Source organism: Aeromonas sp. S41-2, from assembly GCF_027705845.1.
GTDB classification, from domain to species: domain Bacteria; phylum Pseudomonadota; class Gammaproteobacteria; order Enterobacterales; family Aeromonadaceae; genus Aeromonas; species Aeromonas hydrophila.
Genome location: NZ_JAPDCG010000002.1, coordinates 85,812 through 101,314 on the forward strand (window position 1 = coordinate 85,812; position 15,503 = coordinate 101,314).

The window sequence follows — 15,503 nt, forward strand, 5'->3', positions numbered from 1 at the left end:
GTGTGAGCAGATTCGTCAATGAATTTACGGGCGTTGGGTAACCAACGCCCGTCTGCGTAACTGCTGATATAGCAACAGGATAAGTATGTCGAAGCGCGATTTCTACGAAGTGCTCGGGGTATCCAAGGATGCCGACGAACGCGAGATCAAGAAGGCGTACAAGCGTCTGGCCATGAAGTATCACCCTGACCGCAACCAGGGCGATGCCGGGGCCGAAGAGAAGTTCAAAGAGGTCAAGGAAGCCTACGAGATCCTGACCGATGCCAATCTGCGTGCCCGCTATGACCAGTACGGCCATGCCGGCGTGGATCAGAGCCAGGGTGGCGGTGGCCACGGCGGCTTTGGCGGCGGTGCCGATTTCGGCGACATCTTCGGCGACGTGTTTGGCGATATTTTTGGTGGCAGCCGTGGCGGTGGCCGTCGTGGCCCGGCCCGTGGCTCCGATCTGCGCTACACCATGGAGCTGACGCTGGAAGAGGCGGTACGCGGGGTCTCCAAGGAGATCAAGGTGCCGACCCTGGTCCACTGTGAAGTCTGTAACGGCTCCGGTGCCCATACCGGCAGCTCGGCCCAGACCTGCCCGACCTGCCACGGCTCCGGCCAGGTGCAGATGCGTCAGGGCTTCTTCGCGGTGCAGCAGGCGTGCCCGCACTGCCATGGTCGCGGCAAGATCATCAAGGATCCGTGCCGCAAGTGCCATGGCGAGGGTCGCTACCAGAAGACCAAGACCCTGTCGGTCAAGATCCCGGCTGGCGTCGACACCGGCGATCGCATCCGTCTCTCCGGCGAAGGGGAAGCGGGGGAAGCCGGTGCACCGGCGGGCGATCTGTACGTACAGGTACACGTCAAGGAGCACGAAATCTTCGTGCGTGACGGCAACAACCTCTACTGCGAAGTGCCCATCAGCTTTACCGCGGCAGCCCTGGGTGGCGAGATCGAAGTGCCGACCCTGGATGGCCGGGTCAAGCTCAAGGTCACCCCGGAGACCCAGACCGGCAAGATGTTCCGCATGCGGGGCAAGGGCGTGAAGTCCGTGCGCTCCGGCCAGGTGGGGGATCTGATGTGCAAGGTGGTGGTGGAGACCCCGGTCAAGTTGACCGAGTCCCAGAAAGAGCTGCTGCGCCAGCTGGACGAGTCCTTCAGCGGCGCCGCCGCCAAGACCCACAAGCCGAAATCGGAAGGCTTCTTCGAAGGGGTGAAACGCTTCTTCGACGATCTGACCAGCTGATTTTCGCGACCCAGAGATAAAGAGCCGGCCTTGTGCCGGCTCTTTTTTTGTCCCTGTTTTAGCAAGATCCCCGCTTGTTGAGTGGATCCCGATGAGGGATCTTCCTCACAACTTCCGCCAATTCCTGCTGTACGAATGTTATCCCGCTCACACTGTGGCTGAAACGGTTTAGCTGGCATATTGAGTTAGCTAAATTGGTTTAGCTATGCTCTCGTCGTCGATAACAACAGGCCCGACCGGGCAACAGATGACAGGTGAGGACGATGACGATGTGCAAGAACAAGTTGGCGCTGGCGGTAGCGCTGGGATTGGGGATGAGCAGCCCGCTGTGGGCGGCGGATGGCGGTATCGAGGCCCGTCTGGCGGCGCTGGAGGCGCGGGTGCAGGCAGCCGAGGCGCGAGCCACAGCCGCGGAAGCGCGGGCCGATGAGGCCCAGAGCAAGGCAAACGAAGCCCGCGAAACGGCCGTGGTGGCCAAGGCCCAGAGCGAGAAGGTGGACAAGCAGACCGCCGGGGCCCAGGGCTTCGAGTTCCACGGTTATGCCCGCTCGGGCCTCTTGGTCAACGGCAATGGCAACGGGGGCCGCGGCGGCCCCTACGTCACCCCGGCCGGCTCGGTAGGCGGCGCCGTGGGTCGCCTTGGCAACGAGGATGACACCTACATGGAGGCCAACCTGCTGAAGACCCAGACCTTCGCCGATGGCAGCTGGGCCCGCTACAAGCTGATGCTGGCGGACGGGGTGGAGACCAGCAACGACTGGACCGCCAGCGATTCGAGCCTCAACACCCGTCAGGTCTTTGCCGAGATCGGCAATTTGGCGAGCTTCGACGGCCCCTTCAAGAATGCGGTGCTGTGGGCGGGCAAGCGCTTTGACCGGGACAACTTCGACATCCACTGGCTCGACTCGGACGTGGTGTTCCTGGCCGGCACCGGCGGCGGCGTCTACGACGTGCAGCTGGCCGACAGCTGGAAGGCCAACTTCTCTCTCTACGGGCGTGACTACGGCGACATCAGCGCCAGCGGCCTCTCCGACATCGAGAGCTACATCCTCACCATGAACAACCGCGTTGGCAACTGGCAGTGGATGGTGAACGGCCTCTCCGCCAAGGACAACGAGGCACGCACCAACGATGGCGGCGCGGGCCGCGAAGCGGCGAACAAGGGGGCGCACACTCTGCTGGCCTACCACGCCGACAGCTTCTTTGGCATCAACCCCGGCTTCTCCAAGGCGGCCGTGCTGTATGGCCATGGCCTGGGTGCCGAGCTCAAGGGGCTGGGCTCCGACAGCGAGCTGCTGCCGGACGCCGATGCGGTGCGGGTCGCCGTGTTTGGTGCCACCGACCTTGCCCCGCGCTGGCGTATCGCCCCGGCCCTGCTGGCCGAGCAGAGCAAGGATCGTTACGTGAAGGGGGACGAATACGGCTGGGTGACCCTCAATGGCCGGCTGGCCCAGGTGCTGAGCCAGAACGTCGAGCTGGTCTACGAGGCTACCTGGCAGTACATGGACCTGGATCCCAAGGGCTACAAGGGTCGCCAGGCGGTGAGCGGCGACTTCACCAAGCTCACTTTCGCCCCCACCTTCAAGGCGCAGACCGCCGGTTTCTTCGAGCGGCCCGAGTTGCGGGTGTTCGTCACCTGGATGGACTGGTCTTCCGAGCTCGACCACTACGCCAGCAACGATGCCATGGGCCAGAGCAACTTCACCGCCGGCGGTGAATGGAACTTTGGCGTGCAGATGGAAACCTGGTTCTAGTTCGTTATCCCGATCACAAAAATGGCAGCTGGTGCCGGGATCTATTGGTTGGCTAAAACGGTTTAGCTGATAATGCCAGCCAACAGAACAGAATCCGGGTTTGGCAGTCGATCCGATGCAGCAGTGGAGTAGCAAGGTGACGAATCGTGTGTGGGTAATGGGGGATGCGGTGGTGGACTTGATCCCGGAAGGGGAGCGGCACTACCTCCAGTGTCCGGGTGGCGCGCCGGCCAATGTGGCGGTTGGTGTGGCTCGGCTTGGCGGTGAGGCGGCCTTTATCGGCCGGGTCGGTGCCGATCCGTTCGGCCGCTTTATGGCCGACTCCCTGAGCGGGGAGGGGGTGGATATCGCTGCGCTGCGGCTCGATCCTGACCATCGCACCTCTACCGTGCTGGTGGCACTGGATGACGAGGGAGAGCGCAGCTTCACCTTCATGGTGCGTCCCAGCGCCGACCAGTTCCTCACCCCAAATGAGTTGCCCCGCTTCGACGCCGGTCAGTGGCTGCTCACCTGCTCCATCGCGCTCGCCAACGAGCCGGTGCGCAGCAGTTGCCTGCAAGCCATGGCGACCATCCGGGCCGTCGGGGGGCGGGTCTGCTTCGACCCCAACCTGAGGCCAGAGGTGTGGGGCAACCCTGCCGAGATGCTGCCCGTGGTGCGCGAGGCCATGGCCCTCGCAGACGTGGTCAAGCTCTCGGTGGAGGAGCTGCAACTGCTGAGCGGTCTGGACGATCTGGCGGCGGGGCTCGCCACCATAGCGGGGCCGGCGCTGGTGCTGGTGACCCGGGGGGCGGCCGGTGTGGTGGCCCGTCTGGGTGGCGAACAACTGGAGTGGGTAGGGCCGAAAGTGACCCCGCTCGACACCACGGGGGCGGGGGACGCCTTCGTCGCCGGTCTGCTGGCGGCCCTGTCCGGGCGTTCATCGCTGCCGACGTTGGCTGAACTGCCCGCCATTCTGGCCCAGGCCCACGGCTGCGGGGCGCTCGCCACCACGGCCAAGGGGGCGATGACGGCGCTGCCGACCCGCTCCGAACTGGATGCCTTTTTGCGATCAGGCGCAAGCGGCTGTTGATCCGCGGCTAGAAGCCCGGCTCGACAGCCCCTACTCTCATGTGACAAGGGCCCGCCAGCGTGGCGGGTCATAAGAGGAAGAATATGAATATCAGTGCGATAGCCAAGGATCTGGTGCCCCTGCTCGGGGGCAGGGAGAACATCGTCAGCGCCGCCCACTGTGCCACCCGGCTGCGGCTGGTGCTGGCGGACGACAGCAAGGTGAACAAGGCCGCCATCGACAAGCTGGAGGGGGTCAAGGGGTGCTTCAGCAACGCGGGCCAGATCCAGGTGATCTTCGGCACCGGTCTGGTCAACAAGGTCTATGCGGAGTTCGTGGCGCTGACCGGTACCGGCACCGCCAGCAAGGCAGAGCTGACCGACATGGCGACGGCCAAGCTCAATGTGGCCCAGCGGCTGGCGCGGACCCTCTCCAACATCTTCGTGCCGATCATTCCGGCCATCGTCGCCTCGGGCCTGCTGATGGGTCTGCTCGGCATGGTGCGCACCTACGGCTGGGTCAATGCCGACAGCGCCCTGTTTGTGATGCTCGACATGTTCAGCTCGGCGGCCTTCATCATACTGCCGATCCTCATCGGCTTTACGGCGGCGCGGGAGTTTGGCGGCAATCCGTACCTCGGGGCAACCCTCGGCGGCATTCTCACCCACCCGGCGCTGACCAACGCCTGGGGGGTGGCCGGTGGCTTCAAGACCATGGACTTCTTCGGGCTGGACGTGGCCATGATCGGCTACCAGGGAACCGTCTTCCCAGTGCTGTTGGCGGTCTGGTTCATGTCCCACCTGGAGAAGCAGCTGCGCAAGCGCATCCCCGATGCACTCGATCTCATCCTCACCCCGTTTTTGACCGTCATCATCACCGGCTTCGTGGCGCTGCTCTTCATCGGCCCCGCCGGGCGGGTGCTGGGGGATGGCATCTCGTTCGGCCTGAGCGCCCTCTATGAGCAGGCCGGGTGGCTGGCGGGGCTGGTGTTCGGCGGCACCTATTCGCTGATCGTCATCACCGGTATCCACCACAGCTTCCACGCCATCGAGGCGGGGCTGCTGGCCAATCCGCAGATCGGCGTCAACTTCCTGCTGCCCATCTGGGCCATGGCCAACGTGGCCCAGGGCGGGGCCTGTCTTGCGGTCTACTTCAAGACTCGCGACGTCAAGATCAAGGCCATCACGGTGCCGGCGGCCATGTCCTGCCTGCTCGGCATCACCGAAGCGGCCATCTTCGGCGTCAACCTGCGCTATATCAAGCCCTTCCTGGCCGGTCTGTTTGGCGGGGCCTGCGGCGGCGCCTACGTGGTGGCGGCCAAGGTGGGCATGACGGCGGTGGGGCTGACCGGGATTCCCGGCATGGCCATCGTCCAGCCCATGAGCCTCATCCACTACATTGTCGGGTTGGTGATCGCCTTTGGCGCCGCCTTCGCCGCCTCCTACCTGCTCAAGTACAAGGTGGAGTGATGAAGGACGTAGCATTGCTCAACCAGATTGTCCGGTCGCTGCTGGCCGGACAGCTCAAGGCGGCGGCCGATCCCCATCGGCCCCGCTGGCACCTGGCAGCCCCGGTGGGGCTGCTCAACGACCCCAACGGCTTCATCGAGCACGACGGGCGCTACCACCTCTTCTACCAGTGGAACCCGCTCGGTTGCGAGCACCGCAACAAGGGCTGGGGGCATGTCACCTCCACCGATCTGCTGCACTGGCAGCACGAGCCGGTGGCGCTGCTGCCCACCGAGGAGTATGAAAGCCACGGCTGCTATTCGGGTTCGGCGGTCAGCGATGAGCAGGGGCGCCTGACTCTCATCTATACCGGCAACGTCAAATACCCGGACGGCAGCCGCACCGCCTACCAGTGTCTGGCCCGCGCCGACGATGAGGGGGGCTTCGAGAAGCTGGGGCCTGTGCTGGAATTGCCTGCAGGCTACAGCGGCCATGTGCGCGACCCCAAGGTGTGGCACGACGGCCAGCAGTGGCTGATGGTACTGGGAGCCCGCACCCTGGACGACAGGGGGGAGGTGCTGCTCTATCGCGGCGACGTGCTGGATGCCTGGACGCTGGTGGGCCCCATCGCCGGCAGCGGGCGCGGGGGGCTCGGTGAGTTTGGTTATATGTGGGAGTGCCCGGATCTGTTTGCGCTTGGTGAGCTCCATGTGCTGATCAGCTGCCCGCAGGGGATTGCCCCCCGGGGAGAGGATTATCGCAACCTCTACCAGTGCGGCTGGCTGGCGGGCAGTTTCGATGGCACGCACTTCGTGCACGGGGCTTTCCACGAGCTGGACCGAGGCTTCGAGTTCTATGCCCCCCAGACCATGCATGATAGCCGGGGGCGGCGCTTGCTGTTCGGCTGGCTGGGACTGCCCGAAGAGAACGAGATGAGCCAGCCCACCATCCCCTATGGCTGGCTGCACCAGATGAGCTGCCCGCGGGAGCTGTTCTGGCAAGGCAACTGGCTCTGCCAGCGGCCGGTGGCGGAGCTGGCGGCACTGAAGGGGGAGCAGACCCGCTTCGAGGGGGAGCTCGGCGAGTTTCCGGGGCTGGCCATCGATTCGGCCTGGCTCGATCTGGCGCTGTGCGGTGAGGGGAGCCTCTGGTTTGGCGCCGTGGCCGAGCTCGTTTGGCAGCCGGGGCGCCTGGTGTTGCGCCGCCTGAACTGGCAGAGCGGAGAGTGGGAGGAGCGATGCTGCCCTTGGCTGGGCGGCGGTATCACCGTCTTGTGTGATCGCTCCAGTCTCGAGTGTTTCGTGGATGGCGGCCGCCATACCCTGTCGGCGCGCTACTTCCCGGGACCGGGGCCGCAGCTTGCGCCGGGCAAACCGGTCGCGGGCGGCAAAATTTGCCTCGATCACTGGCCGCTGGCGGCCTGCCTAGTACAATAGCCCGGTGTCAGTTTGCCGGGAGGCCAGGTGGAGAAGAAGAAACGGATCACGATTGCCCAGATAGCCGAGTTGGCGGGGGTGTCCAAGGCGACCGCCAGTCTGGTGCTCAACGGCAAGAGTGCGGAGTACCGCATCGCCGATGACACCCGCAAGCGGATCCAGGCGGTGGCGGATGAGTGCCACTACCAGCCGAGCTTTCATGCCCGCGCCTTGCGCGAGACCCGCAGTTACACCTGGGGGCTGGTGATCCCCGACCTCACCAACTTCGGCTTTGCCAGCATCGCCCGCGCCCTCGAGGCGCACTGCCGGGAAGCGGGGATCCAGCTGCTCATCGCCTGCTCCGAGGATGATCCCACCCTGGAGCAGCGGGTGGTGGACAACCTCATCAGCCGCCAGGTGGACGGGTTGATTGTCGCCTCCAGCGGCCACAGCGACGACATCTATGCCCGCATTCACGACCGCCTGCCGGTGGTGCAGCTCGACCGTCACATCGGCGAGTCGCGTCTGCCCATGGTGATCTCCGATGCCTGCAAGGCCACCGCCGAGCTGGTGCAGGAGATGGCCGGCCAGTGCGGCGAGGAGATCTACTACTTCGGCGGCCTGCTGGATCTCTCCCCCAGCCGCCACCGGCTGGCGGGCTATGAGCTGGGGTTGCACCGCGCCGGGCTGGAGGCGGACCCGACCCGGGTGCGCCACCGCGACTACCAGCCAAGCTCGGGCTATCAGTTGATGGCCGAGCTGGTGGCCGAGCTCGGCGCGCCGCCCAAGGGGCTCTTCACCGCCTCCTTTACCCTGCTGGAGGGGGTGCTGCGCTACCTCAACGAGGCGGGGCTGATGGAGACGGGTATGCGGCTCTGTACCTTCGATGATCACGACCTGCTCGACTGCATCCCCATGCGCATCGACTCGGTGGCCCAGGATTGCCCGGCCCTGGCCCGGGCGACCTTCGAGCTGATGCAAAAGCTTATTGCGGGCAATCCGCTGCCCCAGACCGCCCAGGTGATCAATCCGCGCATCCGCTGGCGCAGTCAGCGGGCTGCCCGGGTCGCCTGAGCTCCCCGCATCCTGAAAAGCAAAAGCCCCGCTGACAATAGTGGGGCTTTTGCATTTTCAATGGTGGAGTCTGGTGTCAGTCGGTGGTACTGGCGCGCCAGAACACCTGCTTGATGTGGGGGTGGATGCCGAGCTTTACCATCAGGGCGTCGAGCTCGTCGCCATCGATGGAGGTGGCCAGCAGCACTGCCGAAATTTCCAGATCCCGCTCGCCGAAGGGCTCGATGTCGAGCTCGCTCAACGGGTAGTTGGCCTGCTCCAGCATCTCTTCCAGCCAGTGCAGCACCTCCTTCTGGTACTCGCGCTGGGTGAGGGCGGTCACCCGGTAGGTCACCTCGGTGTCGGTGTTGTCCACCGGGCGGCGGTTGATCTGGTTGACCAGCGGGCGCAGCAGGGTGTTGGCGGCCAGCACGAATAGGGCGCCGAGGATCGCCTCCATGGCCAGCCCGGCCCCGCTGGCGGCGCCAACTGCCGCCACGCCCCACAGGGTGGCCGCGGTGTTGATGCCGCGGATGTTGCCGGATTCACGCATGATGACGCCGGCGCCGAGAAAGCCGATACCGGAGACGATGTAGGCCACCACGTGCACCACCCCATAGGTGCCGCCGTGCAGGTCATAGATGCGCTGGGCCAGGTTGACGAACAGGGCCGCGCCCACCGCCACCAGCACGTTGGTGCGCAGGCCCGCGGTGCGCTGGCGGTACTGGCGCTCCAGCCCCACCAGGCTGCCCAGCACGAAGGCCAGCAGCAGGCTGGCCAGGGTGTCGAGCAGAGAGATCATGTCGAATTGCTGCCACATTCTCATGGCGTACTCCTTCTGTTGCAGATGGCCTTTCTGAAGGCGGGCGAGGGGACGGTACCCCCGCCAACGGCCCCGTGCGTGCAGGCCATGAATTGACGAGAAACACGCACGAGGCGCCCGGCCCGTCCATCCAGGATGGCGGGCAGGGCGGTGAAACGGATTGAAAGGGGCCAGCATGGCTGGCCCCGGATATCAGTCGTGCACGATCAATTGAGCACGAGTTCGGGGTCGCGGCGGGGATGCAGCTCCCAGCGAACCGGGTGATGTACCCCCACCTGATGCACGAACTGCACCAGATAGCGACGCTGGGGCGGGGTGCAGTGCAGGTTGAGCACCAGCTCCCGCCCGCCGCTGCGACCGGGTCGCAGGGACTGCAGAGGTTGCAGGCCCGCCGGTTGCAGGGTGTGGTTCACCAGATCCAGCACCTGCTCCATGTCGGCCCGATCCTCGCAACGGATCTGCAGCCGGTAGTGGTGCTGGCGCCGTTTGCCGCGCAACCAGAGCGGCAGCAAGCCGCGGCCCAGTCTGCTCAGCAGGGGGTGAGTCCGGTTGGATACGGACAGAGTTGAAACAAAACGCATAGCAGCCTCCTTGTGGGAAGCAGAAACTATGCAGGCAAAGTGTCATGGCAAAGCCAGGTCACCTGACGTCAAGTGTAAAAAAGAGAAGAAGGGAGTGGATTTCCGCTTCTCGCAGGGCTGCGAGCATGCGGCAGAGGAAGACCTGCGGCTAGCTCGCGACCCGGGTACCGACGACGAGGGTCGGTCTACAACTGTCACTTGATGAGTTGCCCACTGATGGTCTCCGCTGTTGATTGACGGCCTGATGGTACTCATCTAGAGCGGGGAGGTAAAGCCTCATCACCCTTTCAGCAACATTTAGATACAAGTTTGTCAATAATCGGGGCCGGCTGGCTACCGCTAGGACGATGAAAGCGCGGTGAGCATCCTCACCGCTCTCGTTCCACCTTCTGCTTTCCCCCTCGTTACCCGTCACGCTATTTCAGCCCCAGCCGCTTGAGGAGCATCGCGGCCGGACAGAAGCCGGTGAAGGCGCTCTGGATCAGATTGACCCCGACAAAGACGCTCAGCCAGACAAAGCCCGGGTGCACCCAGGCGGTGAGCAGCAGCGAGAGCAGCAACATGCAGCCCGCGACGACTCTGACTCCGTTATCTACCGTCATGACCTTCTCCTTAGTTAATTTAGATATTGCTAATTTAGTGTCGCTTTATACAATAGAACCAAATATCAGAAATTGCTAATTTACTCCCATGAGTCAATTCGACGAGATGAACAGACACGCGACAGCTGCCGCCTCCCTGCTCAAGGCGCTGGCTCATCCCGAGCGGCTGCTGGTGCTCTGCCAGCTGGTGGAGGGGGAGAAGGGGGTCGGGGAGTTGCTGGCTCACAGCCAGCTCGGCCAGTCGGCCTTTTCCCAGCAACTGTCGGTATTGAAGCGCCAGGGCCTTATCCGCTCGCGCAAGGTCTCCCAGCAGATCTACTACTCGCTGGTGAGCGAGGCGGCCATCGATGTGCTGGCGGCGCTGCAAACCCATTTTTGTCACTCAGAAAATAAGGAATCTCGATGATGAAAAGCCAATGGCTGCTCTCTCTGGGCGGCGGCATGCTGGTGGGGCTTGCGGCCCTGATCCTGATGCTGTTCAACGGCCGGGTGGCCGGGATCAGCGGCATTCTGGCCGGTGCGCTGCAACACAGGGCGCCCTGGCGACTGCTCTTCTTGCTGGGACTGGGGGCGGGGGCCTGGTTGGCGCTGAGTCTGGGCTGGGCCAGCATGCCCACATTCAGCACGCTGCCAGGCTGGCCACTGGTGCTGCTGGCCGGGCTGCTGGTCGGCATCGGTACTCGCCTTGGCAATGGTTGCACCAGCGGCCACGGCATCTGCGGCATGGGGCGGCTTTCAGTGCGATCCATCATCGCCACCCTCACCTTCATGGCGACCGGCTTTATCACCGTCTTCGTCACTCATCATCTGTTGTAAGGGGCTGATCGCCATGAAATTGCTGACAAGTTTGTTTGCGGGCCTGCTGTTTGGTTTGGGTCTTGCCATCTCCGGCATGATAGATCCGGCCCGGGTCATCGGGTTTCTCAATCTGGCGGGTCACTGGGATCCCAGCCTGGCGTTCGTGATGGGCGGGGCACTGCTGGCGTTCATGCCGGGTTACTTCCTGCTGGTCAAACCGCTCAAGCGCAGCCTGCTGGGGGAACCCATGGCCAGCGTGCCGGCCCCCAGACTGGACCGCCGCCTCATCGGGGGCTCTGCCCTGTTCGGCATTGGCTGGGGGTTGGCGGGGATCTGCCCTGGGCCAGGCTTGAGTCTCATTTCCAGTGGCCAGCCCATGGTACTGTTGTTTGTCGCCGCCATGGTGGCCGGGATTTTGCTTGTTGATCGGGTTTGGGTGAAGGTGCGGGAGAAGCGCTGCCACCCCCGCTCGGCCTGAACGGATTGCCCCTGGTGTCGGGGAAGGAGGAATATCATGGAACAGATCCGCGTGCTGGGGGCCACCATGCTGGCCGTGGTCTCCGCTCTTGTCTCTCCGATAACATTGTCTGCCGAGGTGAATGGTGATGCAACCCTGACCCTTGCCCCCCGTCAGGTGACCGACTGGCTCACCCTGGATGGCACCGTCAGTGCCATCCATCAGGGGACGGTGGCGGCCCAGACCAGCGGCCGGGTCTCCCGCATGCTGGTGGATGTGAACGATGAGGTGGTGGCCGGGCAACCCCTGCTGGAGATCAGCGGCAAGGAGCAGTTTGCCGCCGTCACGGGGGCGCAGGCGCGGCTGGCCCGGGCGCAGGCCCAGCAGGTGGAGGCAGAGCGCCAGCTTGCCCGCTTTCAGGCGCTGATCGCCAAAGGGGTGATCACCCGCGCCCAGCTCGACAGTGCCCAGGCGACCGATAGCGCCGCTCGCGCTGAGGTCCATGCCGCCGAGGCGGCTCTCACTCAGGCGCGCGAGACCTACGGCTATACCCGCATTCTGGCCCCCTACGCCGGGGTGGTGACCAAGCGGCTGGTGGAGCTGGGGGAGACGGTGGCTCCCGGTACCCCGCTGCTCTCTGGCTTCTCTCTTGATGCGCTGCGGGTGGAGGTAGAGCTGCCCCAATCCGCGCTCGCCCTTGCCAGTCAGCCAGCGGATGTGCAGGTGCTGTTGCCGGATGGCAACACCGTTACCCCCCTCAAACTGACCCGCTTCAACTATGCCGACAGCCAGAGCCACGCCTTCAGGCTGCGCCTCGACCTGCCGCCGCAAACCGCCGGGGCGCTGCCCGGCATGTGGCTCAAGGTGCAGCTCAAGCAGGGTGAGCGTCAGGTGTTGCAGGTGCCGGAGCAGGCCCTGCTCAGACAGGGTGAGTTCAGCGGTCTCTACCTCAAACAGGGGGATGGCTGGGCGCTGACGCCGGTGCGGGTGGGTCACTGTCAGGGGGCGCAGTGCGACATTCTGGCTGGCGTCCAGAGTGGCGATCAGGTCGCGGCGGATGGCTGGGCTCGCCAGCAGGCGGTGGCCCATGAGTAAGGATGTTGACGGCAATAAAGGCAGGCTGGGGCCAGCGGGCCGACTGGCTGCGCTGTTTCAGGGCTCGGCCATCACCCCGCTGCTGGCGCTGGTGGGGCTGTTGCTCGGTCTGTTTGCGGTGCTGGTGACCCCCAAGGAGGAGGAGCCGCAGATCGATGTCACCTTCGCCGATGTCTATATTCCCTTCCCGGGAGCCACCCCGGCAGAGGTGGAGTCTCTCGTCACCACCCCTGCCGAGCAGGTGGTCTCCCAAATCAAGGGGGTCGATACCCTCTACTCTTTCTCTCGCCCTGATGGCGCCCTGCTGGTGGTGGTGTTCAAGGTGGGGGTGAGCCGCGAGCAGGCCATCGTCGATCTCAACAACCAGCTCGACTCCAACCGCGACTGGCTGCCACAGGGGATCGGGGTCGGTCAGCCACTGGTAAAACCCCGGGGGATCGACGATGTCCCCATCGTCAGTCTGACGCTCTGGAGCAAGGAGTGGCAAAAGCAACTGGGCGCCGCCGAGCTGACCCGGGTTGCCCACGAGCTGGAGACCGAGCTCAAGCGACTGCCCGGCACCCGCGATATCTACAGCCTGGGGAGCCAGAACGCCGTACTGCGGGTGATGCCGGATCCGGCGGCCCTCAGCGCCCATGGCATCAGCTGGAGCGAGCTGAACCAGCGGCTTGCCGCCGCCAATCAGGTGGGCAGCGAGCAGGCCGTGGTGCAGGACAACCGGGAGATCAAGGTGCAGGTGGGGCAGTTCCTGCAAAGTGAACAAGAAGCCCGCGAGCTGGTGGTGGGGCAGCAGGGCGGCAAGCCGGTTTACCTTGGCGATGTGGCGAGCGTGTCGCTCGGGGAGGAGACCCCGGTGCAGCGCAGCTGGATGGGGCAGGGGCAGGCCAGTTATCCGGCGGTGACCCTGGCCATTGGCAAGCAGCCGGGTCAGAACGCGGTCGAGGTGGCCAAGCGGGTGGAGGCGCGGGTCGAGAGTTTGCAGAATCGGCTCATCCCTGCCGGGGTCGAGGTGACGGTGACCCGTGACTACGGCGTCACCGCCGAGACCAAATCCAACACCCTCATCGGCAAGCTGATTTTTGCCACCACGGCGGTGGTGCTGCTGGTGCTGGTGAGCATGGGGTGGCGCGAGGCGCTGGTGGTGGGCGTTGCCATCGTCATCACCCTGGCGCTGACCCTGTTTGCCAGCTGGGCGTGGGGTTTTACCCTCAACCGGGTGTCGCTGTTTGCGCTGATCTTCTCCATCGGCATTCTGGTGGATGACGCCATAGTCGTGGTGGAGAACATTCACCGCCATCGCGGTTTGGGCAGGGGGTCGCTCAAGGATCTGATTCCGGGGGCGGTGGACGAGGTGGGGGGGCCGACCATACTGGCGACCCTGACCGTGATCGCGGCCCTGCTGCCTATGGCCTTTGTCAGCGGGCTGATGGGCCCCTACATGAGCCCTATCCCCATCAATGCCAGCATGGGGATGCTGATCTCCCTGCTGGTGGCCTTTATCTTCTCCCCCTGGCTGGCGAGCCATTTGCTCAAGGGGGAGACGTACGGTACCCACGGTGAGGCCAAGGCCAGCCTCTTCCAGCGGCTGATGACCCCTTTCCTGATGGGCGCTGGCGCCAGGAGGGCCAGGCGCAAGCTCTGGCTGGCCATCCTGTTGCTGGTCGCGGGCGCCGCCGCCATGCCCATGGTGCAGTGGGTGGTGCTCAAGATGCTCCCCTTCGACAACAAGTCGGAATTCCAGCTGGTGCTCGACATGTCGGAGGGGGCGACCCTGGAGCAGACAGAGCGCACCCTGCTGGCGGTCGGGCGGGAGCTTGCCAGGGTGGCGGAGGTGAAGGATTACCAGATCTACGCTGGCACCGCGGCCCCCATCAACTTCAACGGCCTGGTGCGTCACTACTTTATCCGCAGCGGCGCCAACGTGGGGGATATTCAAGTCAATCTGGTGGACAAGCATGAGCGCCATCGCAGCAGCCACCAGATTGCCCAGTCGGTGCGTATGCCGCTGCAGGCCATCGCCAGCGCGGCGGGGGGCAACCTGAAAGTCGTGGAGGTACCCCCCGGCCCGCCGGTCTGGTCACCCATCGTCGCCGAGGTGTATGGCCCGACGCCTGCTGCTCGTGAAGCGGCAGCGCGCGCCGTTCAGGCCTGCTTTGTGGCCACCGAGGATCTGGTGGACGTAGATATCTATCTGACCGACCCGCAACCCAAGTGGCGGCTGGTGGTGGATCGCAGCAAGGCGGCCCGTTTCGGGGTCGATCTCGGGGATCTGGTGGCGACCCTCAACGGGGGCGTGGGTTATCAGGATGCCAGCTGGTTTCATAGTCAGGACGCCAAGTATCCGGTGCCGGTGCGCATCGAGCTGGCCCCCGGTGACAAACGGGATCTGGCGGGTGTACTGGCCCTCAAGGTGCGCAGCCAGAGCGGCCAGCTGGTGCGGGTCTCCGAGCTGGTGAGTCGCCGTGATGAGGTGGCCCCCAGCTATATCATGCACAAGAACATGCAGCCCATGGTGATGGTGGTGGCCGATATGGGCGGTCATACCGACAGCCCGCTCTATGGCATGTTTGCCGCCGGCGCCGACATCTCGCTGCCCCAGTATTACGTGCAGCAGCCCGACAAGCTGGGGGAGGTGGCGCTGTTGTGGGACGGGGAGTGGAAGATCACCTATGAGACCTTCCGCGACATGGGGCTAGCCTACGGGGTGGGGATGATCCTCATCTACCTGCTGGTGGTGGCCCAGTTCCGCTCCTATCTGGTGCCGCTTATCATCATGGCGCCCATTCCGCTCACCCTCATCGGGGTGATGCCGGGCCACGCCCTGCTGGGGGCCCAGTTTACCGCCACCTCGATGATCGGGATGATCGCGCTCGCCGGGATCATAGTGCGCAACAGCATCCTGCTGGTGGACTTTATCGAGCAGCAGCGCAGCGCTGGAGTGGTGTTCGAGCAGGCGGTGATTGAAGCGGCGCAGGTGCGGGCCAAACCCATCATGCTGACCGCGCTGGCGGCCATGATCGGGGCCCTGTTTATCCTCGATGATCCCATCTTCAACGGGCTGGCCATCAGCCTGATTTTCGGGATCCTGGTCTCCACCTTGCTCACCCTGGTGGTGATCCCGCTGCTCTACTACAGCCTGATGTCGCGCCCTGGGGTCGCGATCGCGGCAGATGAGCCTGGCGCACAATGACAGAAGGG

Annotated in this window: 14 protein-coding genes; 11 read left to right on the plus strand and 3 right to left on the minus strand. The window is 64.5% G+C overall.

The features are described 5' to 3' along the window. Positions 1–85: 85 nt before the first annotated feature. The 6 genes from dnaJ to OKC44_RS04955 all read left to right on the plus strand — a co-directional run bounded on the left by dnaJ (position 86) and on the right by OKC44_RS04955 (position 7,970). Positions 86–1,228 carry a molecular chaperone DnaJ gene (gene dnaJ / locus OKC44_RS04930; RefSeq protein WP_011706780.1) on the plus strand — a complete coding sequence of 381 codons (1,143 nt, stop codon included), beginning with the start codon at positions 86–88 and terminating at the stop codon, positions 1,226–1,228. A 263-nt stretch (positions 1,229–1,491) separates the two neighbouring features. Next, positions 1,492–2,982: a carbohydrate porin gene (locus OKC44_RS04935; protein ID WP_266140914.1), complete on the plus strand. Its 1,491-nt coding sequence runs from the start codon at positions 1,492–1,494 to the stop codon at positions 2,980–2,982. A 115-nt stretch (positions 2,983–3,097) separates the two neighbouring features. After that, positions 3,098–4,054: an aminoimidazole riboside kinase gene (locus OKC44_RS04940; RefSeq protein ID WP_266140930.1), complete on the plus strand. Its 957-nt coding sequence runs from the start codon at positions 3,098–3,100 to the stop codon at positions 4,052–4,054. A gap of 83 nt (positions 4,055–4,137) precedes the next feature. Beyond that, on the plus strand, positions 4,138–5,502 hold the full coding sequence (locus OKC44_RS04945) for a sucrose-specific PTS transporter subunit IIBC (RefSeq protein ID WP_266125234.1): 1,365 nt from the start codon (positions 4,138–4,140) through the stop codon (positions 5,500–5,502). Further along, positions 5,502–6,917 carry a glycoside hydrolase family 32 protein gene (locus OKC44_RS04950; protein WP_266140913.1) on the plus strand — a complete coding sequence of 472 codons (1,416 nt, stop codon included), beginning with the start codon at positions 5,502–5,504 and terminating at the stop codon, positions 6,915–6,917. The genes OKC44_RS04945 and OKC44_RS04950 overlap by 1 nt, the downstream gene beginning before the upstream one ends. 27 nt (positions 6,918–6,944) lie before the next feature. Next, positions 6,945–7,970: a substrate-binding domain-containing protein gene (locus tag OKC44_RS04955; RefSeq protein ID WP_266140912.1), complete on the plus strand. Its 1,026-nt coding sequence runs from the start codon at positions 6,945–6,947 to the stop codon at positions 7,968–7,970. Positions 7,971–8,046: 76 nt separating this feature from the next. Here OKC44_RS04955 and OKC44_RS04960 read toward each other — a convergent pair whose 3' ends face one another. The 3 genes from OKC44_RS04960 to OKC44_RS04970 all read right to left on the minus strand — a co-directional run bounded on the left by OKC44_RS04960 (position 8,047) and on the right by OKC44_RS04970 (position 9,955). After that, a complete protein-coding gene (locus tag OKC44_RS04960; protein WP_024945078.1) occupies positions 8,047–8,775 on the minus strand; it encodes an MgtC/SapB family protein in 729 nt (242 codons plus the stop codon). A gap of 203 nt (positions 8,776–8,978) precedes the next feature. Beyond that, positions 8,979–9,353, minus strand: coding sequence for a hypothetical protein (locus OKC44_RS04965; protein ID WP_017410711.1), 375 nt, complete (start codon positions 9,351–9,353; stop codon positions 8,979–8,981). Positions 9,354–9,769: 416 nt separating this feature from the next. Next, on the minus strand, positions 9,770–9,955 hold the full coding sequence (locus tag OKC44_RS04970; protein WP_039213421.1) for a YgaP family membrane protein: 186 nt from the start codon (positions 9,953–9,955) through the stop codon (positions 9,770–9,772). An 88-nt stretch (positions 9,956–10,043) separates the two neighbouring features. Between OKC44_RS04970 and OKC44_RS04975 the strand changes: the two genes are divergently transcribed. The 5 genes from OKC44_RS04975 to OKC44_RS04995 are packed head-to-tail and all read left to right on the plus strand — an operon-like array spanning position 10,044 to position 15,495. After that, a complete protein-coding gene (locus tag OKC44_RS04975) occupies positions 10,044–10,361 on the plus strand; it encodes an ArsR/SmtB family transcription factor (RefSeq protein WP_130631995.1) in 318 nt (105 codons plus the stop codon). Further along, positions 10,358–10,771, plus strand: a complete 414-nt coding sequence (locus OKC44_RS04980) for a YeeE/YedE family protein (protein ID WP_266140911.1) — start codon at positions 10,358–10,360, stop codon at positions 10,769–10,771. The genes OKC44_RS04975 and OKC44_RS04980 overlap by 4 nt, the downstream gene beginning before the upstream one ends. A 13-nt stretch (positions 10,772–10,784) precedes the next feature. Beyond that, positions 10,785–11,231, plus strand: coding sequence for a YeeE/YedE family protein (locus OKC44_RS04985; protein ID WP_266140910.1), 447 nt, complete (start codon positions 10,785–10,787; stop codon positions 11,229–11,231). Positions 11,232–11,267: 36 nt separating this feature from the next. Next, complete coding sequence (locus tag OKC44_RS04990; RefSeq protein ID WP_266140909.1) at positions 11,268–12,305, plus strand: efflux RND transporter periplasmic adaptor subunit; 1,038 nt, start codon at positions 11,268–11,270, stop codon at positions 12,303–12,305. Continuing rightward, a complete protein-coding gene (locus OKC44_RS04995; protein ID WP_266140908.1) occupies positions 12,298–15,495 on the plus strand; it encodes an efflux RND transporter permease subunit in 3,198 nt (1,065 codons plus the stop codon). The genes OKC44_RS04990 and OKC44_RS04995 overlap by 8 nt, the downstream gene beginning before the upstream one ends. Positions 15,496–15,503: the final 8 nt, after the last annotated feature.

Excerpts from the sequence above, each read along its gene's own strand:
- OKC44_RS04985 (WP_266140910.1), top strand. The coding sequence starts at position 10,785 with ATGAAATTGCTGACAAGTTTGTTTGCGGGCCTGCTGTTTGGTTTGGGT.
- OKC44_RS04950 (WP_266140913.1), top strand. The coding sequence starts at position 5,502 with ATGAAGGACGTAGCATTGCTCAACCAGATTGTCCGGTCGCTGCTGGCC.
- OKC44_RS04935 (WP_266140914.1), top strand. The coding sequence starts at position 1,492 with ATGACGATGTGCAAGAACAAGTTGGCGCTGGCGGTAGCGCTGGGATTG.
- OKC44_RS04970 (WP_039213421.1), bottom strand. The coding sequence starts at position 9,955 with ATGACGGTAGATAACGGAGTCAGAGTCGTCGCGGGCTGCATGTTGCTG.
- dnaJ (WP_011706780.1), top strand. The coding sequence starts at position 86 with ATGTCGAAGCGCGATTTCTACGAAGTGCTCGGGGTATCCAAGGATGCC.
- OKC44_RS04940 (WP_266140930.1), top strand. The coding sequence starts at position 3,098 with ATGCAGCAGTGGAGTAGCAAGGTGACGAATCGTGTGTGGGTAATGGGG.
- OKC44_RS04960 (WP_024945078.1), bottom strand. The coding sequence starts at position 8,775 with ATGAGAATGTGGCAGCAATTCGACATGATCTCTCTGCTCGACACCCTG.
- OKC44_RS04945 (WP_266125234.1), top strand. The coding sequence starts at position 4,138 with ATGAATATCAGTGCGATAGCCAAGGATCTGGTGCCCCTGCTCGGGGGC.
- OKC44_RS04995 (WP_266140908.1), top strand. The coding sequence starts at position 12,298 with ATGAGTAAGGATGTTGACGGCAATAAAGGCAGGCTGGGGCCAGCGGGC.
- OKC44_RS04980 (WP_266140911.1), top strand. The coding sequence starts at position 10,358 with ATGATGAAAAGCCAATGGCTGCTCTCTCTGGGCGGCGGCATGCTGGTG.
- OKC44_RS04965 (WP_017410711.1), bottom strand. The coding sequence starts at position 9,353 with ATGCGTTTTGTTTCAACTCTGTCCGTATCCAACCGGACTCACCCCCTG.
- OKC44_RS04975 (WP_130631995.1), top strand. The coding sequence starts at position 10,044 with ATGAGTCAATTCGACGAGATGAACAGACACGCGACAGCTGCCGCCTCC.
- OKC44_RS04990 (WP_266140909.1), top strand. The coding sequence starts at position 11,268 with ATGGAACAGATCCGCGTGCTGGGGGCCACCATGCTGGCCGTGGTCTCC.